Raw genomic sequence first — 20,949 nt, 5'->3', positions numbered from 1 at the left:
CTGTCAAGAAGGGCGGGATGGGCATGAAAGGTCGTAGGGCGGTATCGGTACTCGCATCGCTGCTGGTCGCAGCAGCCCTCGCCTGCGGAATACCGGGAGCCGGAGTCGGCGCCCTCGCCTCCGCGAACGCCGCCGAGGGCGGCCGCACGACGATACGCGTGGCCTGGCCCGACCAACCGGGCCTCACCGAAACCGCGGAGGACGGCACGCACTCGGGGTACACGTACGACTACCTCCAGCAGATCGCCCAGTACACCGGCTGGGACTACGAGTACGTTCATGTGGAAGGCGACCTCAACGAGCAGCTCACCATGCTGCTCGACATGGTGGCGAACGGCGAGGTCGACATCATCGGGGCCATGAACTACTCCGACCAGCTCGCCGAGCAGTACGATTTCGCCATCAACGCCTACGGGTCGGCGCACACGGCGCTGTTCGCCTCGAACGAGAACGAGGATCTGTCCTTCACCAACATCTACACGAAAGACAAGCTGCGTGCGGCGTTCAACGGGCCCTCCCCCAAAACGCGCGCCGCAGTGCAGACGTTCTGCGATATGAACGGCATCGAGCTCGAAGCCGTGACCTACGAGAGCGCGGACGAGTTTCTCAAGGCTCTGGAATCGGGCGATGTCGACGTCCTCACGGGCGTGGACATCAATCTCATCGGGGGCGCTCATGTCGTGGCCACGCTCACGCAGACGCCCTTCTACTTCGCCGCCACGAAGGGGAGCCCGGACGTAGTCGCCGCCCTCAACGAGGCCATCGTCCAGACGCGGAAGGCCGAGCCCACGCTCGAGCAGGATCTGTACGACAAGTACTTCAACAGCTACGAGGATTCCACCGGCCTTTCGAGGGACATGCGGGAGTACGCATCGCGCAAGGGCTCCGTCCGAATAGGCTACCTTCCCGGCGCCGCGCCCGTCCAGGATGTCGACGAGAAGACCGGGCAGCTCGTCGGGGCGTCGCAGGCCGTGATCGACTTCATCGCCGACTACACGGGACTCTCGGTAGAGCTCGTCCCCCTGACGGGGAACAGCAGCTGGGTCGACGACATGGCCCGCCTCGACCTCGATGCGGTGGCGGGCGTCCTCCACAACTTCGACTTCGCACAGCGGCATGGACTGTCCTTGAGCACATCCTATCTCACGTCGCGGCGGTGGACGGTGGTCCGCGACGGCTTGGACGTCGCCGACCTATCGACAAAGCGGATCGCCGTGACGAAGGACGCCTACGTCCCCGAAATCGGGGACGCCGTCGTGTGCAACACGCTGCAGGACTGCATCGAGGCCGTCGACTCCGGCAGGGCCGACTATACGTACACCGACGGCTACTCGGCCCCCTACTACGCCAACGAGAACCGCTACCGCAACATCACCTCGCTCGCCAACTCGGACCAGGCAAACGACACCTGCTTCGCGTTCGCGCCGTCGAGCGACCTGGAGCTTATCCGCATGTTCAACGAGGCGGTGCGCGAGATGCCCCGCGGCGCCGTGAACGAGAGCATCTACGACGCCGTGCGGGAGGAAGACGAGCCGACCCTCGCCCGTTTCGTCGAGGCGTACGCCAAGGAGCTCGCCCTCGTCGGACTGGGCGTGATGCTGGTCGTCGTGGCGCTGTCGGTACTCTACGTGCGCAACAGCTCGAAGGCGCTCAAGATCATCCGCGCCGAGAAGGACCGCCTCAAGGCGGTGGCCGACCGGGACGGCCTGACGAACCTGCTCGCCATGGGCGCCTTCCGCAAGGCCGTGGAGACGCTGGCCTCGCGCGGCGAGGTGGGCGGGTTCGCGGTGATCGACGTGGACGACTTCAAGGGCGTGAACGACACTTATGGCCACCAGACCGGCGACAAGGCGCTGCGCACGCTGGCGGACGAGCTGCGCAAGACGTTCGGCGAAGACGACCTGATCTGCCGCTTCGGGGGCGACGAGTTCGCCGTGTGCCTCGTCGGCCCCGTGGATGCCGCACGGCTCGAGGAGCGCTGCGCAAAGCTCGTGCGCTCGGCAGCCGCCGCATCGCGCGCGGCGGGCTGCCCCTACACCGTGAGCGTCGGAGCGGTGAAGGCCGCGGGCAGCGAGCGCTACCAGGACCTATACGACCGCGCCGACCAGGTTATGTACCAGGCCAAGCGCTCCGGCAAGGGACGCTCGGTCGTGGCGTAGCAGGAGCATTCGGGCAGCCGTGCCGTCAGGCAGCCGACACCGCCGTGCCAGGATCGCCCTCCTCGCCCTTCCGGGCGTCGGCGGCACCCGCCGCCTCGGCCTCCTCGCGCTCCAGCACGCGCTGCATGGCCGCGATGGCGCATTCGATCTGGCCGTCGTCGGGCTCGTTAGTGGTGAGGTACTGCATCTGCATGCCGGGCCACAGCACCACCTTCACCAGCGGGTTCTCGGGGTGGCTGCCCGCCCAGCGCACGGTGATCTCGTAGGAGATGCCGGCGATGACCGGCATGAGCAGGATGCGCACGAGTATGACCAGCGCGAGCTTCGGCGCGCCGTCGGGCACGCCCCAGGCCGCGATGAGCCCGTTGATGGGCGTGACCGTGTACACCAGGATGGCGATGATCATGACCATGATGAGGAACGCCGTGCCGCAGCGCACGTGCAGGCGCGGGAAGCTGCGCGCGTTCTCGGGGGTGAGGGGCAGGCCGTGCTCGTAGCAGTGGATGGTCTTGTGCTCGGCGCCGTGATAGCCGAACATGCGCTTGATCTCGGCCATGCGCCCGATGAGCCACAGGTAGAACACGAACACCGCCACGCGAAGGAGGCCGTCCACGACGTTCCAGAGCACGGTGTTCTGGTCGTACTCCCCCACGATGAGGTTCGTGACGAAGGCGGGCGCCACGATGAACAGCACCACGCCCAGCACGAGCCCGAGCACCATGGACACCGCCATGGCCCCCTTGCCGAACTCCGCCTCCTCGTCGAGGAAGGACTTCTTCTCGGGCTCCGCGGCGCAGGGGCGTCCGCCGTCCAAGGCATCGGCATCGCCGCTGCCCTCAGCGTCAGGCCCGCCGACAACCTCGAGCGACGTCTGCGCCCCGAGGGCGTCCATCATCGTGCCCGGCCGCCCGAAGTCGTCCTTCCAAGAAAAGCCCTTCCCCTCATCGGCGAGGGAGCCGCCCGTGCCCCCTTCGACGTCCGATACCGCAGCATCCGCATCGGAAGGCTCGCCGCCAGCATGCACCCCCTCGACCGCCTCGGGGCGGAGGGAGCGGGAGGGGCCTGGGGCGAGTTCCGCACGAGCCGGACAGCCCAGCGGGCTGTCCGTGCGAGCAGGACTGCCCGAGCCACAGGCCCCTCCCGTTCCCTCCGCGGTCTCGCAGGTAGGAGCGGCCGCCTCGCCAGAATCATCTTCCGCAAACGCATGCTCCGCCGCGATCTCGAGCGCCTTGAACCCCAGCACGAGCGACTCAACGAGCGCCCTGCAGCCGCGCACGAGCGGCCAGTGCAGCCAGCCGTTCTTCGCGCGCCCGCTCGCCAGGTCATGCTCCTCCACGTAGATTCCGCCCGCCGGCTCGCGCACGGCCACCGACCAGTTGTACTTGCCGCGCATCATGATGCCCTCGATGAGGGCCTGCCCGCCCACGTGCGTCTTGCGCGCGCCGTCCTCGGAGAATGCGCGCGAGAGGTCGCTCTTCTCTTCGCCCATGCTAGCCCCTCTTCACGCGCGGATACGGGTTTCCGCAGGTCATCTTCCCCTCGGGGCAGGTGCCGCCCACACAGGGGGCGCCGGCGTCCAGGAAGATGAACGGCGCCGTGGGACGCGCCAGCTCAAGCATGCGGTGCGCCATGTCGCGGATCTCCCACTGGGCGCGGTTGCAGCAGCGCAGGGAGAAGAAGTGCAGCAGCTCGCGCACGTTCATGGTGATGACGATCTTCGTCTCGGCCGCGTTCGGCAAGAGGTAGCGCGCATCCTCGGCCGGCACGCCCGCATCCAGCAGCTTCCCGTACGCCTCGACGGCGGCGGCGATGGCCTGGTCGAACACCGAGCTCGCCTCCTCGCTCGCCGCGACGCTCTCGGGCTTCACCGTGGCCACGCCGTCCGCGAACCTCACATAGCGCTGGCTCTGCTGGTTGAAGCTGGCAATACGGTGCCGCACCAGCTGGTGCGTGAGCGCGCGCGACACGCCGTCCACCGCGAAGGTGTAGCTGGCGTGCTCGAGCGTGGAGAAGTGGCCGCTGCCCATGATGGTGGAGAGCACGCTGCGCACGCGCTCCTCGGGCATGGTCTCCATGAGCTCGGCGGCGCCCACGGGCGCGTAGCACAGGCGCGCCGCCGTGGCTATGGCGCGCTCGGGGTCGGGAGTGTGGTACAGAAGTTCGACGTGCATGGGTCGGATACTCCTCAATTCGGGATAATTTTGACGATACGGCTCGTTTCGGCGCTGTCTTTCGCTAGTATGGTAACCGATGCCGAGAACCCGCGATGCGAAAGGCTTCCCTATGGTCGAAAACTCCATCCACGAAACGCCCGACGGCTCCCACCCCGACAAGCCCGCAACCGCCTTCACGCCGCTGCTCACCACGCACGACTGGAACGAGGAATGGAAGGAGCTGCAGAAGGCCCGCCGCGCCGCGGACGACGCCTCGCACTGGGACAAGCGCGCGGCCACGTTCGGCTCGAAGGACGCCCCGAACCCCTACGTGGAGCGGTTCCTGGACCTGGCGGGCATCCGGCCGGGCGAGTCGGTGCTCGACATGGGCTGCGGGACCGGAGCGCTGTCGGTGCCGCTGGGCGCGGCGGGACACCCCGTGGTGGCCGCCGACTTCTCGCAGGGCATGCTGGGCGTCTTGGAGGGCGAGCTCGCCGAGCGCGGCATCGTGTCCGTTACGCCCAAGCTCATGAGCTGGGAGGACGATTGGGCCGCCCACGGCGTGCTCCCCGGCTCGGCCGACGTGGCCGTGGCCTCGCGCTCCATAGCCACCGCCGACCTGAAGGACTCGCTCATGCGCCTGACCGACGCGGCACGCCGTCGCGTGTGCATCACGCTGCCCACCGGCGGCTCACCGCGGACCGACGAGCGCGTGCTCACCGCCCTCGGCCTGCAGAACCAGCTGGGCCGCGACTACCTCTACGCGTTCGCCATCCTTGCAGAGGAGGGCCTGAAGCCCGAGGTGTCCTACATAGAGAGCGCGCGCCCCGACACGTTCGACACGCCCGAGGAGGCCTACGAGACGTTCTCACGCATGGTGGACGACACCGTGGGATCCCTCGTCACCACCGCGGAGCGGGACGCCGCCCTCGCGCGCCTGCGCCCCTGGCTCGCCGACAACCTCGTGGAGAACCCCCGCGCCGGCCAGCCCGGCCGGAAGGGCGAGCCCGAGAAGCGCCTCGCCCTGCGCGAGCCCCGCAAAGTCACCTGGGCGTTCATCGCCTGGGACAAGTAGCGGAAACCTGCTCAGGAAAATCGCCGACCAGCCGCACGGCTTCCCCATCGGGCAGAAAGCAATGCGGCGAGCGAACGGTGCGCTCGCCGCATTGCCTCAACAGCGCCCTCCGCGCGGGCGATCCGCAATACGTCTCTGCAGGGGGTTCCTTACAGCTCCACCCGCTCGAACATATCCTTTCCCACACCGCACACGGGGCACACGAAATCGTCGGGCAGCTCCTCGACGTACTCCATATGGCCGCACACGGTGCAGCGCCAGGCTATCTTCGGCTGACCCGGTTCGGCGGCGGCCGCCTCGGCAGAGGCGTCGGCCGGCAGGGGGGCGCCTACGGCGTCGGGCAGGAAGCTCGAGGCCTTCGGCGGGGTCTTGCCGCCCTTCACCTGGTGGTAGTAGGCATAGGTCATGGGCTCGCAGGAAAGCAGCTTCTCAGCCTCCTCCACCTCGCCCACGAACAGGACATGCGTGCCCAGGTCGATCTCCTGCACCACGCGCGCCGAGTAGTGCGCGCACGCATGCTCGGCCACGTAGGGCAGGCCGGCGGCGTCGAAGGCGTGCTCGCAGGCGGCGAACTTGTCCAAGTCGTCACTGCAGTGGAAGCCGAACGTGCCGATGAGCTCCATGGGCGCATCCTGTGCCAGGCACGTGGCCGAGAAGCGGCCCGCAGCGCGGATGACGCCGGTGGTGGCGTTCCCCTTGTTCAGCGCCACGCTCACCTGCAGAGGCGACGAGGTTACCTGCTGGAACGTGTTGGCCACGCAGCCGGCCGCGCGGTCTGCGTCCTTCGACGAGATCACATAGAGCCCGTAGCTCAGGCTGAAGAACGCGGTTTGATCGATCATGGTGCGCCTTTCCGCCGCGGCGCACTCGCGCCCGGCTTGCGATAAGACCTTCGGATGCCTCTCTGAAACCTAATGATACTCGTTATCGATAAGGGAAGCAAGGCCGAACGCGCGGCGGACGGCCTTGCGCGCCCCGTCGCCGGGCGCGAGCGCCTCGCAGCCGCCCCATGCCGCGGCGAAGCGCTCCTCGGCGCGATCGCGCAGCCGCGCGCGCACCACGACGAGCGCATGCGGGCACCCGGGGACCGGCCCCCGTTCCACCAGGTCCAGCGCGGCGGTCAGCCCACATCCGCGCTCCAGCTCCAAGCGCCCGAGCTCATCCACCACGAGCAGCCAAGGGCGCGCGGCAGCCACGGTTCTCCCCACCGCAGGAATGCATGCGTTTTCCCCTGCCGCGGGCGCAGCCGCTCCTCCCTCGCCTTCCTTACGAACAAATGTTTCACGTGAAACATGTGCCGCTTCCTCGAACGACCGTCCATCCGGCGGCCGTTTTTCGGAATGCGGAAAATTCACGGCAGCGTTGGGCGCCCGTTGTCCGGAGCGCGTGGAAACCGCAGCGCCATCGGACGTCCATTGCTCGGGAAGGGTTGATTTCGCCAGCATCTCGAAGTGCGCGTTCACACGTGCGAGGGATTCCCCGGGTATCTCCCATGCCAGCTGCGCCGCCGCGCTCTGGCTGGCCGGGTTCAGCTGGCCGTCGCGCTCGGCCAGGTCGCGGCGGCGGGCGAAGCGCAGGCGCTCGCCCTGGGGCAGCAGCACGTTGTCGATGCCCAGCTTCTCGTAGGCCCCCTCTCCCGACCCGGGCGGACGCAGGCCGCCATCGTCCCCGTCCGCGCGCGGGCGCCACACGCCGGGCGCCAGCACGCCGCGGCTCTCCACGCCGTCGGCCGCCAGCTCGGCAACCAGACGCTCGAGCCAGCGCGTCTTGCCCGACTGCACGCCCCCCGTCAAGATGAACAGCATCGCATCCCCTTCCTCGCGTCGCCCTCGCCCTGCATTTATTTCTCCTTGATTCTGTATTATACTCTATTGAAGATACGGACAGGGCCGCCGTGAACGGCCCCGAAGGAGACGCCCGTCCGGCGGCTCCGCACGAGAGAGAGGGACGGTACGACCATGGGATGCCCCGAGAAAGACTGCTGCGCGAACAACCCCGGCAACGACGTTATAAGCTTCCCCGGCACGCACGGCCACGACACGCCGTGGAAGTTCTACAACCACCTGATAGGGCACGTTCCCAAGGACCTGGTCGTCCGCGACTACTGTTTGGGCACGCACTGGTCCTACGTGGAGGCGGACTGCGGCATGGGCATCAGCTTCACCTGCAAGGGCGGCGCCAAGCGCAAGCACACGATGGACCTGCGCGGCCTGCCGCTGCGCGCCGTGGCGGAGCTGGCGAAGTCGTGGTGCTTCGAAGAGGCCACGCTCGGCGTGGCGGCCCTCAACGCCTACTACGCGCAGAAGCCCCTGCTCGACCCGCTGGGCGCCGTGTACGACCCGCCCGTCGAGCGCTCCGAGCGCGGCTCGCGCGGAGGCGTGCCGCCGCGCGACGCCTTCGAGCAGTACCGCCCGCGCATCGAGGCCGCCGGGGAGGCCCGCGGCGGGGACGGCCGCGCCCGCGTCACCGTGGTCGGCCATTTCCCGCACGTCGACCGCATCGCCGAGTACGCCGACCTCACCGTGCTTGAGCGCAACTGCACGCAGGCCCTCGACACGCCCGACCCCGCCTGCGAGTACGTGCTGCCGAAAAGCGACTACACGTTCATCACCGGCGTCACCATCATCAACAAGACGGCCCCGCGCCTGCTCGACCTCACGAGGAACGGCACCACCGTCATGGTGGGCCCGAGCGTGGTCATGTCGCCGTTCCTGTTCGACTGGGGCGTGGAGATGCTGGCCGGCAGCGTGGTGGCCGACCCCGACAAGGCCCGCTTCGCCGTCCAGAACGGAGCCGGCCAGTTCTTCGGCGAGGCGCTGCAGATGATGTCCATCACCCGGCCAGGGGCGTAGGCGGGGCCCGCGCGCTCCCAGCGCGGGCGTACCGGCCTTGCAAGCCGCCCATCGGCGAACCCTCCCGCCGGACAAAGGAAAGTTCGTTCATTATTTCAAACGAATGCTCCGACTCCCCCTTTGACGCATAGTCGATGATCGCGGTCGTACCGCATGCGCAAAGCGCTTTGCTCGCGCATGCGGCGACTCAATATATGATCGAAAGGGTAATGGACAAAAAGGCTCGGTAATCTATAGATTCTGGGCGGGAATCAAGGAGTGGTGAATGCGGCGTTTGCGAAACACCTGGTAGCAAGCCCGGTGTTTTAACTATCTTTTATCCAGAATAACGAAAACTGCCCCTTTTTGTCCACGGCACCGCGTACCCCGCGCGTTAGGCAGCTGTTTCGAGGGCCACTGCGCGCGAAGGTCGGCAGATTGCGCTAATCACTGATTGTGCGTCAAAGGGGCAGTAAGAGCGGGTGTTTTGAATATAGCGCCCCTTTCGCATCGACCCCCTTCCCGCCATTTTCCATCGTCTTCCAATTCCCGATTTATATATTCCCAATTGATAATATTCATTTTTTAGGATATATTGGTTATGGTATTATTCTTATTTCAGTCTATAGGGGGCGGGGACGATCGGGGCTCTTGAGCATACCTTCAGGGGAGACGAGGGCGCCTCTGATGCTGGAAGCATCAGAGGCGCCGAGGGGGTACCCCCTCGGCGCGCGGACGAAACCGCCCGCCACGCCACGTGCGACGCATCTCGCGAAACCTCCCGCGACGATGCCCACGCAGCCCGATGCGCCTCGCGCAACCAGCGGCGGCGCGCGGCCATCGTCCTCGTGGCGCTCGGCGTGCTCGTGGTCGCGTCCACGCTCGCCTCGCTCATGCTCGGCCGCTTTCCCATCACGCCGGCCGAGGCCGGGGGCATGCTGGCGAACCTGGTAGTGCCCATCGAGCCGTTCTGGACCGCCCAGCAGGAAACGCTGTTCTTCCAGGTGCGCCTGCCGCGCATCGCGCTCGCGCTGCTCGTGGGCTGCTCGCTCGCGGCCGCCGGCGCGGCGTTCCAGGGCACGTTCCAGAACCCGCTCGTGTCACCGGACATCCTGGGCGCCTCGCAGGGCGCGGCGTTCGGCGCGGCCGTGGCCATCCTCCTGGGACTCGGGGCCTTCGGCATCTCCGCGTTCGCGTTCGCGGCGGCCATCGTCACCGTGATGCTGGTGCTCTTGGTAAGCAGCCGCGCCAAGGGCAACCACATGATGGTGGTGGTGCTGGCCGGCGTGATGATGAGCTCGCTTCTGCAGGCGGCCGTGTCCTACACCAAGCTCATCGCCGACCCCACCGATCAGCTGGCGGCCATCACCTACTGGCTCATGGGCAGCCTCACCGGCGCGAAGCCCGCCGACCTGGCCATGGCCGCAGCGCCCATGGCAGCCGGCCTCCTGGTCCTGTTCGCCCTCCGGTGGCGCATCAACATCCTCACCATGGGCGACGACGAGGCGTCCACCATGGGCGTGAACGCGCAGCGCGTGCGCATCGTGGTCATCTTCGCGGCCACCCTCGTGACGGCCGCCAGCGTGGCGGTCACGGGCATGATCGGCTGGGTGGGCCTCGTCATCCCCCATTTCGCCCGCATGGTCATCGGCTGCGACTACCGCAAGCTCCTGCCGGCCAGCATGCTCATGGGCGCCAGCTTCCTGCTCGTCGTGGACGATGTGGCGCGCCTTGCCACCACCTCCGAGATACCCATCGGCATCCTCACCGCCTTTATCGGCGCGCCGTTCTTCCTGTACCTCATCACGAGGAAGAAGCAGCTATGAGCATCGACGTCGAGCACTTGAGCTTCTCGTACGGGCGCCGCGAGGTGCTGCACGACCTGACGTTCTCCATCCCCGACAACACGCTGGTGAACGTGCTGGGTCCGAACGGCGTGGGCAAGTCCACCCTGTTCCGCTGCATCCTGTGCCTGAACAGGAACTGGGAGGGCGGCATCACGGTGAACGGCAAGGACCTGCGCGCCCTGTCCATCCGCGACCGCGCCTCCGAGATAGCCTACATCCCCCAGTCGCACGCCCCCGTGTACAACTACGAGGTGCTCGACGTGGTGCTCATGAGCGCCGGCGGCCGCGTGGGCCTGTTCGGCACGCCGAAGCGCGGCCAGGTGGACCAGGCGTGGAACGCGCTCGAGCGCATCGGCATCGCGCACCTGGGCCACCGCCCCTACACGCAGATCTCCGGCGGCGAGCAGCAGCTCGTGCTCATCGCACGCGCCATCGCGCAGAACGCGCGCACCATCATCATGGACGAGCCCACGAGCGCGCTCGACTACGGCAACACCGTGCGGGTGCTGTCGTGCGTGCGGCAGCTGGCCCGCGAGGGCCTGAGCATCGTGCAGTCCACGCACCAGCCCGACCAGGCGTTCCTCTACGCCGACCAAACCCTCGTCATCCACGAGGGCCGCGTCTTCGCGCACGGCGACCCGAAGGACGTCATCACGCGCGAGCTGGTGAGCACCATCTACGGCGTGGACGTGGAGGTCAACTCCCTCTATGGCGACAAGGTGCGCGTCTGCGTGCCCGTGCGCGAGATACAACGATAGATTCCAGGAAAAGGGAACGAAAGGGAAAGGAAGGCACATGGAAGGAACGAGGATATCCAAACACGCACGGCTCGTGCGGCTGCTGGCCGCTTGCGCGCTCTGCCTGGGGCTGGCGTTCGCATTCGCCGGCTGTTCCAGCGGCGGCAATGGGAGCACATCGGGAGGCGGCGACGCCAAGAGCGACCAGGCGGCTGTGGACGCCACGCGCACGTTCACCGACTCGGCCGGACGCACGGTCGAGGTGCCTGCGCAGCTCGACCGCATCGCCCCGGCCGGCCACACCGCCACGCAGGTCCTGCTGACGATGGCCCCCGAGAAGCTGGTCACGCTCTCGCAGGAGCTCACCGACGACCAGGTGAAGTACCTGGGCAGCAACTACGCCGACCTGCCCGTCACCGGGGCCGCGTTCGGCGCCAAGGGCGACCTCAACAAGGAGGCCGTGGCCGCGGCCGGCGCGCAGATCCTCATCGACACCGGCGAGGCCAAGGACGGCATCAAGGAGGACCTCGACACGCTGCAGGAGCAGCTGGGCATCCCCGTCGTGTTCGTGGAGACCACCATGGACACCTACGGCGATGCCTACGAGATGCTCGGCGAGCTCCTGGGCATGGAGGATCGCGGCGCGGAGCTGTCCGATTATTGCAAGAAGGCGTACGACGAGACCGTGTCCGTGATGGCGGGCATCCCCGACGACCAGCGGGTGCGCGTGGCCTACCTGCTGGGCGACAAGGGCACGAACACCATCGCCAAGGACTCCTACCAGGGCCAGGTCGTCGACCTTGTGGCGAGCAACGTGGCCGACCTCGGCAAGGTGTCGGGCAGCGGCAGCGGCACCGAGATCAGCCTCGAGCAGCTCTCCCTCTGGGACCCCGAGCTCATCCTGTTCCAGGAGGGCAGCATCTACGACACCGTGGGCAGCGACCCGGCCTGGGCCGACCTCACGGCGGTAAAGGACGGGAACTACTACGAGGTGCCCGGCGCGCCGTGGTGCTGGCTCAACAACCCGCCGACCGTGAACCAGGTGCTGGGCATGCAGTGGCTGCCCCGCCTGCTGTATCCCGACCAGTACGACGACGATATGTACGACACCGTGGCGGGCTACTTCAAGACGTTCTACGGCTACGACCTCTCGCAGGCCGAGTTCGACGAGATCGCCGCGCACGCGCAGACGAAGTAAACGGCTTCCCTCCCCTCCTTCGGAAGCAGAAGCGCCCGGCCGATGGCCGGGCGCTTCCGTTCGGTGCGATGTCTCGTGCGGAGGCGCGCGCTACTCGGCAGCCTTCTCCTCGGCCGGAGCCTCCACGAGCGCGTCCACGGCGGCGACTTCCTCGGCCGTGGCCTCGGGGGCGGCATCCTCGGCAGGGGCGGCAGCCTCGGCCTCGGCGGCCTTGGCGGCATCGCGCTCGGCCTTCTTGGCGAACTCCTCGGCGCGCTTGGCCTTCTCGGCAGCCTTCGCCTCGCGCTCGGCCTTGCGCTTTGCCTCGGCCTCGGCGACGGCTGCGGCCTTGGCGGCCTTCTTCGCAGCCTCGCGCTCGGCCACGGTCTCCTTGGCGGCACCGAACTTGTCGGCGAAGCGCTGCACGCGTCCGCCGGTGTCAACGAAGCGCTGCTGGCCGGTGTAGAACGGGTGGCACACGTTGCAGATGTCGATCTTCAGCTCCGGCTTCGTCGACATGGTGGTGAACGTGTTGCCGCAGCTGCACTTCACCGTGCACTCGACGTATTCCGGATGAATTCCCTGTTTCATTTGGTTCTCCTTAGACAGGCCTTGGTTTCCGACCAAGGCGAAGACAAGCCTTTGCATGATAGCACAGTCGGAACGCTCACGCGAGGGAAAACAGGCAACGCGCACAGCGGAATCCTACCCCTCCAGGAACTCCCCGTTGATCGGCAGGTGGTACGTTTCCGCAATGGCGCGCAGGCCGGCGTCGGGGATCGTGTTCGGGAAGGCATCGCTGCCGCCGTTGAGCAGGCGCGCCTGCGCGTACACGGCGGCGGCCTTCTCCACCGTGTGCATGAGGCCGAACGTGGCGTCGAAGTCCGCGCCCGAGCAGAACAGGCCGTGCTGCGCCCACACGCAGGCCGGGTAGCGCCCCATGAGCTCGGCGGTGGCCTGCGCTATGTCCGCGCCGCCCGGCACCATCCACGGCACGACGCCCAGGCCCTCGGGGCAGGCGATCACGCACTCGGTCATGGCCTTCCAGAGCGCGCGCGTGAACGTGCGCGCGTCGAGCGGCATCACAGCCGACAAGGCCACCACGTTCACCGGGTGCGCATGGTAGAGCACCCGGGCCGCGCCCGCCGTGGCGGCGGCGCGCTTCTCGTGGATGAGCACATGGCTGGCCAGCTCGCTCGTGGGCATGCCGCCCTCCTTGAAGCCCCACACGATGCGCCAGGCGTCGCCCTCGTCGTTCAGCTCCACGATGCCGAGCGTGGCGTCCGGGTCGAGCGCCACGTTGCGCATGAACGCGCCGGCGCGTGTGACCAGGAAGAACGAGCGGCGCATGCCCGGCGCGGCAAGCCCCAGCGGCACCCACGAGCTGGCCGTGTCGTAGAAGAACGAGCGGCAGGACGCCACGTCCTCCGGCGTGAGGCGGTACGTCGCGTTGCCGCCGTTGCGCTCGTGCCAGCCTTGCTCCCAGCCGTCGTTGCACAGCCGCACGAAGCCCTTCACGAAGCCCTGCTGCTCCACGGCCACGCCCGACACGGCGCCCTTCGCCACCGAGACGCCGCGGTCGATCACTTCTTGCGCATTGTCGAAAAAGCCCATGTCCTGCTCCTTGTCCGGCCGCCCGCGGCGGCCCTCGTCTGCAGGCGCGCCCGCAGCCCGCGCCCTCGGCGCGAACCGGGCCGCCCGCGCGTCCTAGTCCTCCCGGATCTGCACCACGTACATGGCATTCGTGGCCGCCACGTCGGTGCGCCCGCAGCCCACGTCCTCCAGCGGGCTCGTGGCGCGGTCGCCCGCCGTGAACACGGCGATGTCGCCGGGCGCCACCAGGCCGCGCTCCAGCACCTTGGCCCGCGCGTTCTCCACCACATGCTGCATGTCGCCCTGCACGTCGCCCAGCATGGGCGTGACGCCCCAGCTCAGCTGCTGCTGGCGCATGACGCGCGGAAACGGCGTGACCGCGTAGATGGGCACGCGCGGGCGCAGGTTCGACATGAGCCGCGCCGTGCGCCCCGACATCGTGGGCGCCACGATGCACGAGGCTCCCAGCGTCTCGGCGGCCTGCACGGCCGCCATGCCCACGGCCAAGGCCACGCGCGCATGCTCGCGGCTGCGGTCGGGCGCGGCCTCGTCGTGCAGGTACGGCTCGCTCGCCTCCGCCACCTGCGCCATCATGCGCACGGCCTCCACCGGGTAGCATCCCGACGCCGTCTCGCCCGACAGCATGACGGCATCGGTGCCGTCATACACGGCGTTGGCCACGTCGCCCACCTCGGCGCGCGTGGGGCGCGGGTTACGCACCATGGACTCCAGCATCTGGGTGGCCGTGATCACGGGCTTCGACGCGCGGTTGCACGCGCGGATGATGTTCTTCTGGATATGGGGCACGCGCCAGGCGGGCACTTCCACGCCCAGGTCGCCGCGCGCCACCATGACGCCGTCGGCGGCCTCCAGAATGGCGTCGAAGTTCTCCACGGCCTCAGAGCATTCGATCTTCGCGACGATCCTGATGCCCTCGCCGCCGTGCCCGTCCAAGAACCGGCGCACGGCCCGCACGCCGTCGGCGTCGCGCACGAACGACGCGGCCACGAAGTCGATGTCCTGCCCGATGCCGAACAGCAGGTCGGCGCGGTCCTGGTCAGTGAGCGCCGGCAGGGGAAGCGCCGCGCCCGGCACGTTCACGGACTTGCGCTCGCCGAGCATGCCCGCGTTCCTCACGATGCAGCGGATGTCGGTGCCGTCCACGTCCTCCACCTCGAGCTCCAAGAGCCCGTCGTCCACGAGGATGGACGTGCCCGCCCCCACGGCCGCGGCCAAGCCCGGGCAGCTCTGCGAGACCAGCTGGGGCGTGCCCTCCACCGCGCGCTCGGTGAGCACGATCCGGCTGCCGGCCGCAAGCTCCACCGGGCGGCCTTCCGCCAGGCGGCCGGTGCGGATCTCCGGCCCGCGCGTGTCCAGCAGCATGGCGCAGGGCGAGTCCAGCTCGCCGCGCACCTTGCGCAAACGCTCCATGCGCGCGCGGTGCTCGTCGTGCGATCCGTGCGAGAAGTTGAAGCGCGCGACGTCCATGCCCGCCCCCATCAGGGCGCGCAGCGACGCCTCGTCGTCCACCGACGGACCCAGCGTGCAAACGATCTTCGTGCGCCTTGCCATGCTGCTCCTTCCGCCATGCGGTGCCCGGACCGGACCCTGCACGTTGCATGATACCGCGAACCCCGCCGCGCGTCCGGGCGGCGGCCGAATCGGAAGCGGAGTTTCACAAAGGGAAAGCGCGAGCGCCCGCCCCGCGCGGTGCGGGACGGGCGCTCGATGCGGCTTGGGAAGCGGGGCCTAGACCTCGGCCACCCACAGGCCGTGGATGTTGCAGTACTCGTACACCTTCACCGGCTCGTCGCCCTCGGCCACGGCGAAATCGGCCACGGGAGCGTCCTCGGGCGTGAGCTGCACGAACTGGTAGCCGTTCTTCGTCTGCAGGCACACGAACGTGATGTAGTGCTCCGGCGTCATGGGATGCAGCGTGCTGCCCACCTGCACGTGGACGTTCGAGCCGTCCACCTTCACGTCGGGCACGTGCTTCTCGAGCGCGGCGTCGGTCGTGTTGGCGACAAGCTCCTCCATCTGCTCGCCGCAGCATACCAGCGGCACGCCGGAGTCGAACGGCTTGACGGCGATGTTGCCGCAGTGGCGGCAATGGTAGAATTTGAGCTCCATGGTTCCCCCTTCGAGGTCGTTCCCGACCGCAACCACCGCCTGCGCGGGGCCCGACCGGGCTTCAGGTTCGTTCCTTGATGGCACGCCTTATATGTTACTCGCCTTGTGGCAATTCAGGAAGACCCTGTTGCGGCTTCTTCATCCGAAGCGCATAAACGAGCACGCCGATTCCCACGAGCACGAGCGGGACGGACAAAAGCTGGCCCATGGTCAGCCAACCGCCCCACAGGTATCCTAGCTGCACATCGGGCTGGCGCACGAATTCGATGGCGAACCGACAACAACCGTACATAATAAGGAACACGCCCAGGAACGTGCCGCGCGGACGCGGCGGGAGCCTGCGCGAGAGCAGGAACAGCACGGCGAAGATGAGCACTCCCTCCAGCAGCGCCTCGTAGAGCTGGGAGGGGTGGCGCGGCATGGGGCCCGCGGCCCCGCCGAACACGACGCCCCATGGCAGGTCGGTGGGGCCGCCCCACAGCTCGCCGTTCACGAAGTTCGCCAGGCGGCCGAAGAAGAGCCCGATGGGAGCCGCCACGCAGCCCAGGTCGGCCAACGTGAGGTACGGGATGCCCGTCATCTTCGCGGCCGCTATGCCGGCGAGGAGCGCTCCCACGAGCCCGCCGTGGAAGCTCATGCCGCCATGGTTGAACGCGAGCACCTCGAGGGGGTTCTGCAGGTAGAACTCCAGGCCGTTGCCGTAGAACAGCACGTATCCCAGCCTACCGCCCGCCACGACGCCGATGATGACGCAGAACATGATGGTGAGCAGCGCGTCGGCGTCCACGCGAATGCGCCAGCGCTTGGCCAGCCGCCAGATGAGCAGGGCGGCGCACACGAACCCCGCCACGTAGGCGATGCCGTACCACCGCACGGTGAACGGCCCCGCCGAGAACAGGACGGGGTCGAGATTCCAGTAAAGGTCGTTGAGCATAGGATTCCTTTGCCTTGCCGATCGCCGGCCCTGCGGCGCCGGCGGAAGGCTCCGCCGCGTGCGGGCCCGCCCCGACGCGCAGCCGGGCGCGTGACGTTACTCGCGGCCCATGCCCGCGCCCACCTCGATGGCGGCGAACCGCACCTCTTCGCGCAGCTGGGAGGGGATGGTCTGCATGCTGGACACCTTGGCGCCGCACGAGGGGCAGCGCAACGTGAACATGGCGAGGTCCGCGCGCACGACCATCATGGAGTCGTAGCAGCACACGTCCAGATCGGACGCGCCGCACGCCGGGCAGGTAATCGTCTGACTCATGCGCCTCACGCTCCTTCGCCTTGCCGGGTCCGCCAATGAAACCCATTGTAGCAGACTTCCCCGAGGCCGAACGTCACGCGCCGACCACGCTTTCGAGGAAATAGGCATGCACGCGGTCGTCGTCGGTGAGCTCGGGGTGGAACGCCACGGCCAGCGCGCGACCTTCGCGCACGGCAAGCGGCTCGCCGTCGTCGCCGGCGGCGAGCACCTGCACGCCCGGCCCCAAATCGGCGAAGCGGGGTGCGCGGATGAAAACGGCCTTCACCGGGCCTCCCGCCACCCCGTCGAACGGCACCGCCGTCTCGAACGAGTCGATCTGCCGGCCGTAGGCGTTGCGCCGGATGCGCACGTCCATGAGGGCGAGCGGCTCCTGGTCGGGGCGCGCGCCTTCTATGTCGCGCGCCATGAGGATGGCGCCGGCGCACGTGCCGAACACGGCCATGCCGGCCGCATGCGCGGCGCGCAGCGGCTCGTACAAGCCGTGGATGGCCAGGAGCTTCGCGATGGCCGTGGACTCGCCCCCCGGTATCACGAGGCCGTCCAGCCCATCCAGCTCGGCCGGCCAGCGCACGAGGCGCGTGTCGGCCCCCAGCCCTTCGAGCATGCGCCGATGCTCGCGGAAGGCGCCCTGCAGAGCCAGGACGCCGATGCGCTTCGTCGTCATGCGAGCCTTACCAGCCGCGTCCGGCCATGAGCTCGTTCTCGGGGATGTCCGAGATCTCGATGCCCACCATGGCCTCGCCCAGGTTGCGCGAGACGCGCGCGATGGTGTCGGGGTCGTCGTAGTTCGTCGTGGCCTCCACGATGGCGCGGGCGCGCTTGGCCGGGTCGCCCGACTTGAAGATGCCGCTGCCCACGAACACGCCGTCGCAGCCCAGCTGCATCATGAGCGCCGCGTCGGCGGGCGTGGCGATGCCGCCGGCGGAGAAGTTCACCACGGGAAGGCACCCGTGCTCGGCCACCCACTTCACCAGCTCGTAGGGCGCCTGCAAGTCCTTTGCGGCGGTGAACAGCTGCTCGTCGCGCAGGCCCTTGATGCGGGCGATGTCGGTGGTCACGGTGCGCATGTGGCGCACGGCCTCCACCACGTTGCCCGTGCCCGGCTCGCCCTTCGTGCGGATCATGGCCGCGCCCTCGGCGATGCGGCGCAGGGCCTCGCCCAGGTTGCGGGCGCCGCACACGAACGGCACGTCGAAGTCCCACTTGTTCACATGGTACTCGTCGTCGGCCGGCGTGAGCACCTCGCTCTCGTCGATGAAGTCGACGCCGAGGCTCTGCAGCACCTGGGCTTCCACGAAGTGCCCGATGCGGCACTTCGCCATGACGGGGATGGACACGGCTTCCACGATGCCCTCGATCATGGTGGGGTCGCTCATGCGCGCCACGCCGCCGTGGGCGCGGATGTCGGCCGGGACGCGCTCGAGGGCCATAACGGCCACCGCTCCCGCATCCTCGGCGATCTTCGCCTGCTCGGGGTTCACGACGTCCATGATGACGCCGCCCTTCATCATCTCCGCGAACCCGGTCTTAACCTTCAGCGTGCCCTGCACCTGCTCGGTCATGCTTCCTCCTGTTTCCATCGTTGGCCCTGCGTGCAACGCGGCCGCCCTCCCGGGCGGCCGCGCGTTCCTGCCTTGCTCATGATACCCCAAACGCCGCATGCGGACAGCGGGAACGGCGTCCCGCCGTGCAAGCGGCAGCCGCGGCCCGCCTTACAGCAGGAAGCGGTTCGGGTTGCCGGCGCGCGGCCCGTCCTCGGGCGCGTCGGCGATGTCCGGGCCGTGCTCCAGGAAGTGCTCGCAGAAGCGGCACACCTCCTTCACGGCCGCATCGTAGTACCGCTCGGGGTTGAGCAGCACCGCGAAGTCGGTCGCCACCACGTGCGTCGGCCGGTCGCAGGCGGCGTAGTGGCAGTCGGCCGGGCACGGCTCGCCGGGCGTGTTGTGCGGGCAGCGCGACATCATCTCTTCGTCGCACCCGCGCCGCTCCCAACAGTTCGCCATGGCCCCGGTCCCTCCGTTCTAGCCTTCGTGGACGGCGACGACCTTCGTCACGCCGGGCACGCGCTCCTTCAGGATGCGCTCCACGCCGTTCGCCAGCGTCATCTCGGACATGGGGCAGCCCTTGCAGGCACCCTGCAGCTCCACCGACACCACGCCGTCCTCGTCCACATCGACGAACCTCACGTCGCCGCCGTCGGCCTGCAGGCTGGGGCGGATGAGCTCGAGCACCGCCGCCACGTCGTTCTTGTCTACCATGAAAAGCTCCTTCGTCGAAATGATGTTTCTCGGGTGCCGATTCTACCATAGCGCGGCGGGCGCGACGCGCTCGGTGCCGTAAATGCACGCGGGCGACACCGACCGGCCGGCCGCGTTCCGGGACGGGTGGCTGCAAGGCATGCGGGAGCAACGCATCGAGCGGCCCGAAAGGCGGCGGGGCCGTCGCTGGGAGCAAGTCGCAGGCACCGGAGCCAGCCGCGTCGCGCCCCGCCTACGCCACGGGCTTCCAGTCCCTGCCGATGATCACGAGCACATCGGTCTCGTACTCGTAATAGCCCGCGCCCACGATAGCCCGGCCTGTGCCCAGAGCGCGCACCACTTCCTCGGCCTGCTCCTTGTGCTCCTCGCCGTCATACACCACGAGCGTCTCGGGGAACTCGGAGCTGTCGGCGTTGCCCGTGCCGGCCACGTTGAACCCGTCGGCCGCCAGGATCTCTCCCACCTGGGCCGCCCCGCCCGTTATGCCCGCGCCGTTGCGAACTTCCAGCTTGAAGCTGCCGCGGTCGACCTGCGCATACGCGCCCTCGTCCACAACGGGCGGCTGACCTGCGTCAACCAGCTCCATCATGCCCGCCCACGCGTCGCTCGAAGCCACGTAGCGGGTCGCGCCGTCGCGTGTGGCCTCGTAACCGGGCACGAGCGCCCCCTGCACGCTCGCGGCATCGATGCCGCCCAGCGCGCCAGCCAGCTTGAGGGCGTCCACAGCCGCAACGTCGGTATGGAACGAGCCGCCCACAGCGTCCAGCTGCGTGGCGAACGCCAAAGCGCCGCCGTCCTCGAGCATGCGCGCGGCCAAGGACGCCAGGAACTCACGCTGGTTCCGCGCCTGATCGTCGATCCCGTTCGAGAAGTTCCGCGCACGCAGGAACGTGACGGCCGCATTGCCGTCGAGCGTCTGCACGCCGGGGGCCAGGTAGACGTCGCCTGCCGCAGGGTCGTCCACCTCCTGCGCCACGTCGACCTCTATGCCCCCCAAATGATCCACCAGGGAGGCGATGCCCGCCGCATCGGTCTTCGCGTAGTGCGCGATGTCCACTCCCGCGAAACCGGCCACCGCCGACACGAGCGCCGCATCGCCCTGCGCCGCGGCCTCTCGCAGGGGATGCACCTTGCCGTCCTTGAGCGTGACCTGCAAGTTCGCCGGAATCGAGACGAGCGTGACCGCACGGGAGGAAGCGTCCACGCGCGCGAGCACGAGCGCGTCGGGGCCCTCCTGCTCCTGCGTGGCCGTGGCGGCGCCCAGGTCGGCCGCGAGCAGGGCGTACCAGGCGCCCTCTTTCGGCGCCGTGAGGGCGGCCTTCGCGTCGGAGTCGCCCAGCCCCATCTTCCCGTCCACCGAGCCGAAGAACGTGGCCAGCCCCACGCCGCCGGCGACTGCGGCCACCACCGCGACGGCGATGACGGCGGCCACGATGCGGCGGACGCGCGCCTTGCGCTGCAGCTCTTGGGCGATGTCGCGGCGCCCCACGCGGCGGCTGTAGTCCGACGAGGTCTCGCGCGTGGCCGTGGAGGGCAGCAACGTGTCCACCACGCCGCGCGCGGCGCGCTTCTTCTTGCGCGTGCTGGAGAAGCCCACGGCATCGGCGTTCATGCGGACCGATGCCGGGCGGATGCGCCGCGGCACGTGCGTGCCGAGCATCGCCGACCTCATGCGGTGCGACGTGAGCTTCGATTGGGCTGCGGTGAAGCCCTTCTTGCGCCTAGCCATGCAACGGCCCC

At 68.4% G+C, this 20,949-nt stretch carries 21 protein-coding genes; 6 read left to right on the top strand and 15 right to left on the bottom strand.

From position 1 onward, the window contains the following. The first annotated feature begins 23 nt into the window (after positions 1-23). Positions 24-2,159, top strand: coding sequence for a transporter substrate-binding domain-containing diguanylate cyclase (locus tag BN3560_RS11585; RefSeq protein WP_161959451.1), 2,136 nt, complete (start codon positions 24-26; stop codon positions 2,157-2,159). A gap of 25 nt (positions 2,160-2,184) precedes the next feature. On the opposite strand, the gene BN3560_RS11580 is transcribed toward BN3560_RS11585, so the two are convergent. Both BN3560_RS11580 and thyX read right to left on the bottom strand, forming a co-directional pair. After that, positions 2,185-3,648 (bottom strand): DUF1385 domain-containing protein, encoded by a 1,464-nt coding sequence (locus BN3560_RS11580; RefSeq protein WP_096228163.1) that lies wholly within the window; start codon positions 3,646-3,648, stop codon positions 2,185-2,187. A 1-nt stretch (position 3,649) separates the two neighbouring features. Next, positions 3,650-4,330, bottom strand: a complete 681-nt coding sequence (gene thyX, locus BN3560_RS11575; protein ID WP_096228162.1) for an FAD-dependent thymidylate synthase — start codon at positions 4,328-4,330, stop codon at positions 3,650-3,652. A 112-nt stretch (positions 4,331-4,442) separates the two neighbouring features. Here thyX and BN3560_RS11570 point away from each other — a divergent pair, with 112 nt between their 5' ends. After that, positions 4,443-5,387, top strand: a complete 945-nt coding sequence (locus BN3560_RS11570; protein ID WP_096228161.1) for a class I SAM-dependent methyltransferase — start codon at positions 4,443-4,445, stop codon at positions 5,385-5,387. A 149-nt stretch (positions 5,388-5,536) separates the two neighbouring features. On the opposite strand, the gene BN3560_RS11565 is transcribed toward BN3560_RS11570, so the two are convergent. Together BN3560_RS11565 and BN3560_RS11560 are read right to left on the bottom strand one after the other, a co-directional pair. After that, positions 5,537-6,229: a flavin reductase gene (locus BN3560_RS11565; RefSeq protein WP_087191006.1), complete on the bottom strand. Its 693-nt coding sequence runs from the start codon at positions 6,227-6,229 to the stop codon at positions 5,537-5,539. Positions 6,230-6,298: 69 nt separating this feature from the next. Then, on the bottom strand, positions 6,299-7,192 hold the full coding sequence (locus tag BN3560_RS11560) for a hypothetical protein (RefSeq protein ID WP_096228160.1): 894 nt from the start codon (positions 7,190-7,192) through the stop codon (positions 6,299-6,301). 153 nt (positions 7,193-7,345) lie between these two features. On the opposite strand from BN3560_RS11560, the gene BN3560_RS11555 reads away from it, so the two are divergent. The 4 genes from BN3560_RS11555 to BN3560_RS11540 all read left to right on the top strand — a co-directional run bounded on the left by BN3560_RS11555 (position 7,346) and on the right by BN3560_RS11540 (position 12,000). Continuing rightward, positions 7,346-8,239 (top strand): DUF364 domain-containing protein, encoded by an 894-nt coding sequence (locus BN3560_RS11555; RefSeq protein ID WP_096228159.1) that lies wholly within the window; start codon positions 7,346-7,348, stop codon positions 8,237-8,239. A gap of 839 nt (positions 8,240-9,078) precedes the next feature. Next, on the top strand, positions 9,079-10,044 hold the full coding sequence (locus BN3560_RS11550; RefSeq protein ID WP_227115518.1) for a FecCD family ABC transporter permease: 966 nt from the start codon (positions 9,079-9,081) through the stop codon (positions 10,042-10,044). Continuing rightward, positions 10,041-10,823 carry an ABC transporter ATP-binding protein gene (locus BN3560_RS11545; RefSeq protein ID WP_096228157.1) on the top strand — a complete coding sequence of 261 codons (783 nt, stop codon included), beginning with the start codon at positions 10,041-10,043 and terminating at the stop codon, positions 10,821-10,823. Before BN3560_RS11550 ends, BN3560_RS11545 begins: the two co-directional genes overlap by 4 nt. Positions 10,824-10,860: 37 nt before the next feature. Further along, positions 10,861-12,000, top strand: a complete 1,140-nt coding sequence (locus BN3560_RS11540; RefSeq protein WP_096228156.1) for an ABC transporter substrate-binding protein — start codon at positions 10,861-10,863, stop codon at positions 11,998-12,000. Between the two features lie 90 nt (positions 12,001-12,090). On the opposite strand, the gene rpmE is transcribed toward BN3560_RS11540, so the two are convergent. From rpmE to BN3560_RS11485, 11 genes are all read right to left on the bottom strand, one after another. After that, the gene (gene rpmE, locus BN3560_RS11535) at positions 12,091-12,570 is read right to left on the bottom strand and encodes a 50S ribosomal protein L31 (protein WP_096228155.1); all 480 of its coding nucleotides are present in this window, start codon (positions 12,568-12,570) and stop codon (positions 12,091-12,093) included. Between the two features lie 114 nt (positions 12,571-12,684). Further along, entirely contained in the window at positions 12,685-13,593 is a 909-nt protein-coding gene (rhaD, locus tag BN3560_RS11530; protein WP_096228154.1) for a rhamnulose-1-phosphate aldolase, read from the bottom strand. A gap of 93 nt (positions 13,594-13,686) precedes the next feature. Continuing rightward, positions 13,687-15,144, bottom strand: a complete 1,458-nt coding sequence (pyk, locus tag BN3560_RS11525; RefSeq protein ID WP_096228153.1) for a pyruvate kinase — start codon at positions 15,142-15,144, stop codon at positions 13,687-13,689. Between the two features lie 177 nt (positions 15,145-15,321). Further along, complete coding sequence (locus tag BN3560_RS11520) at positions 15,322-15,702, bottom strand: desulfoferrodoxin family protein (RefSeq protein ID WP_087191057.1); 381 nt, start codon at positions 15,700-15,702, stop codon at positions 15,322-15,324. A gap of 94 nt (positions 15,703-15,796) precedes the next feature. Then, positions 15,797-16,636, bottom strand: coding sequence for a prolipoprotein diacylglyceryl transferase (lgt, locus tag BN3560_RS11515; protein WP_096228152.1), 840 nt, complete (start codon positions 16,634-16,636; stop codon positions 15,797-15,799). A gap of 96 nt (positions 16,637-16,732) precedes the next feature. Beyond that, on the bottom strand, positions 16,733-16,951 hold the full coding sequence (locus BN3560_RS11510) for a UDP-N-acetylmuramoylalanyl-D-glutamate--2,6-diaminopimelate ligase (RefSeq protein WP_087191016.1): 219 nt from the start codon (positions 16,949-16,951) through the stop codon (positions 16,733-16,735). A gap of 73 nt (positions 16,952-17,024) precedes the next feature. Beyond that, a complete protein-coding gene (pdxT, locus tag BN3560_RS11505) occupies positions 17,025-17,615 on the bottom strand; it encodes a pyridoxal 5'-phosphate synthase glutaminase subunit PdxT (RefSeq protein WP_096228151.1) in 591 nt (196 codons plus the stop codon). Between the two features lie 7 nt (positions 17,616-17,622). Further along, the gene (gene pdxS / locus BN3560_RS11500; protein WP_087191018.1) at positions 17,623-18,513 is read right to left on the bottom strand and encodes a pyridoxal 5'-phosphate synthase lyase subunit PdxS; all 891 of its coding nucleotides are present in this window, start codon (positions 18,511-18,513) and stop codon (positions 17,623-17,625) included. Between the two features lie 150 nt (positions 18,514-18,663). Continuing rightward, positions 18,664-18,954 (bottom strand): hypothetical protein, encoded by a 291-nt coding sequence (locus tag BN3560_RS11495; RefSeq protein ID WP_087191019.1) that lies wholly within the window; start codon positions 18,952-18,954, stop codon positions 18,664-18,666. Between the two features lie 18 nt (positions 18,955-18,972). Continuing rightward, positions 18,973-19,209, bottom strand: a complete 237-nt coding sequence (locus BN3560_RS11490) for a NifU family protein (RefSeq protein ID WP_015540363.1) — start codon at positions 19,207-19,209, stop codon at positions 18,973-18,975. 232 nt (positions 19,210-19,441) lie between these two features. Continuing rightward, a complete protein-coding gene (locus BN3560_RS11485; RefSeq protein WP_096228150.1) occupies positions 19,442-20,938 on the bottom strand; it encodes an LCP family protein in 1,497 nt (498 codons plus the stop codon). Between the last annotated feature and the right edge of the window lie 11 nt (positions 20,939-20,949).

It is taken from the genome of Gordonibacter urolithinfaciens (genome assembly GCF_900199375.1).
GTDB lineage: Bacteria > Actinomycetota > Coriobacteriia > Coriobacteriales > Eggerthellaceae > Gordonibacter > Gordonibacter urolithinfaciens.
This window is presented reverse-complemented; position numbering and strand designations above follow the sequence as displayed.

What these genes read in the sequence shown, in the direction of transcription:
- BN3560_RS11545 (WP_096228157.1), top strand. Translation starts at nt 10,041, where the DNA reads ATGAGCATCGACGTCGAGCACTTGAGCTTCTCGTACGGGCGCCGCGAG.
- BN3560_RS11520 (WP_087191057.1), bottom strand. Translation starts at nt 15,702, where the DNA reads ATGGAGCTCAAATTCTACCATTGCCGCCACTGCGGCAACATCGCCGTC.
- lgt (WP_096228152.1), bottom strand. Translation starts at nt 16,636, where the DNA reads ATGCTCAACGACCTTTACTGGAATCTCGACCCCGTCCTGTTCTCGGCG.
- BN3560_RS11510 (WP_087191016.1), bottom strand. Translation starts at nt 16,951, where the DNA reads ATGAGTCAGACGATTACCTGCCCGGCGTGCGGCGCGTCCGATCTGGAC.
- BN3560_RS11555 (WP_096228159.1), top strand. Translation starts at nt 7,346, where the DNA reads ATGGGATGCCCCGAGAAAGACTGCTGCGCGAACAACCCCGGCAACGAC.
- pdxT (WP_096228151.1), bottom strand. Translation starts at nt 17,615, where the DNA reads ATGACGACGAAGCGCATCGGCGTCCTGGCTCTGCAGGGCGCCTTCCGC.
- rhaD (WP_096228154.1), bottom strand. Translation starts at nt 13,593, where the DNA reads ATGGGCTTTTTCGACAATGCGCAAGAAGTGATCGACCGCGGCGTCTCG.
- pdxS (WP_087191018.1), bottom strand. Translation starts at nt 18,513, where the DNA reads ATGACCGAGCAGGTGCAGGGCACGCTGAAGGTTAAGACCGGGTTCGCG.
- BN3560_RS11495 (WP_087191019.1), bottom strand. Translation starts at nt 18,954, where the DNA reads ATGGCGAACTGTTGGGAGCGGCGCGGGTGCGACGAAGAGATGATGTCG.
- BN3560_RS11560 (WP_096228160.1), bottom strand. Translation starts at nt 7,192, where the DNA reads ATGCTGTTCATCTTGACGGGGGGCGTGCAGTCGGGCAAGACGCGCTGG.
- BN3560_RS11565 (WP_087191006.1), bottom strand. Translation starts at nt 6,229, where the DNA reads ATGATCGATCAAACCGCGTTCTTCAGCCTGAGCTACGGGCTCTATGTG.
- pyk (WP_096228153.1), bottom strand. Translation starts at nt 15,144, where the DNA reads ATGGCAAGGCGCACGAAGATCGTTTGCACGCTGGGTCCGTCGGTGGAC.
- BN3560_RS11580 (WP_096228163.1), bottom strand. Translation starts at nt 3,648, where the DNA reads ATGGGCGAAGAGAAGAGCGACCTCTCGCGCGCATTCTCCGAGGACGGC.
- BN3560_RS11485 (WP_096228150.1), bottom strand. Translation starts at nt 20,938, where the DNA reads ATGGCTAGGCGCAAGAAGGGCTTCACCGCAGCCCAATCGAAGCTCACG.
- BN3560_RS11570 (WP_096228161.1), top strand. Translation starts at nt 4,443, where the DNA reads ATGGTCGAAAACTCCATCCACGAAACGCCCGACGGCTCCCACCCCGAC.
- rpmE (WP_096228155.1), bottom strand. Translation starts at nt 12,570, where the DNA reads ATGAAACAGGGAATTCATCCGGAATACGTCGAGTGCACGGTGAAGTGC.
- thyX (WP_096228162.1), bottom strand. Translation starts at nt 4,330, where the DNA reads ATGCACGTCGAACTTCTGTACCACACTCCCGACCCCGAGCGCGCCATA.
- BN3560_RS11490 (WP_015540363.1), bottom strand. Translation starts at nt 19,209, where the DNA reads ATGGTAGACAAGAACGACGTGGCGGCGGTGCTCGAGCTCATCCGCCCC.
- BN3560_RS11585 (WP_161959451.1), top strand. Translation starts at nt 24, where the DNA reads ATGAAAGGTCGTAGGGCGGTATCGGTACTCGCATCGCTGCTGGTCGCA.
- BN3560_RS11540 (WP_096228156.1), top strand. Translation starts at nt 10,861, where the DNA reads ATGGAAGGAACGAGGATATCCAAACACGCACGGCTCGTGCGGCTGCTG.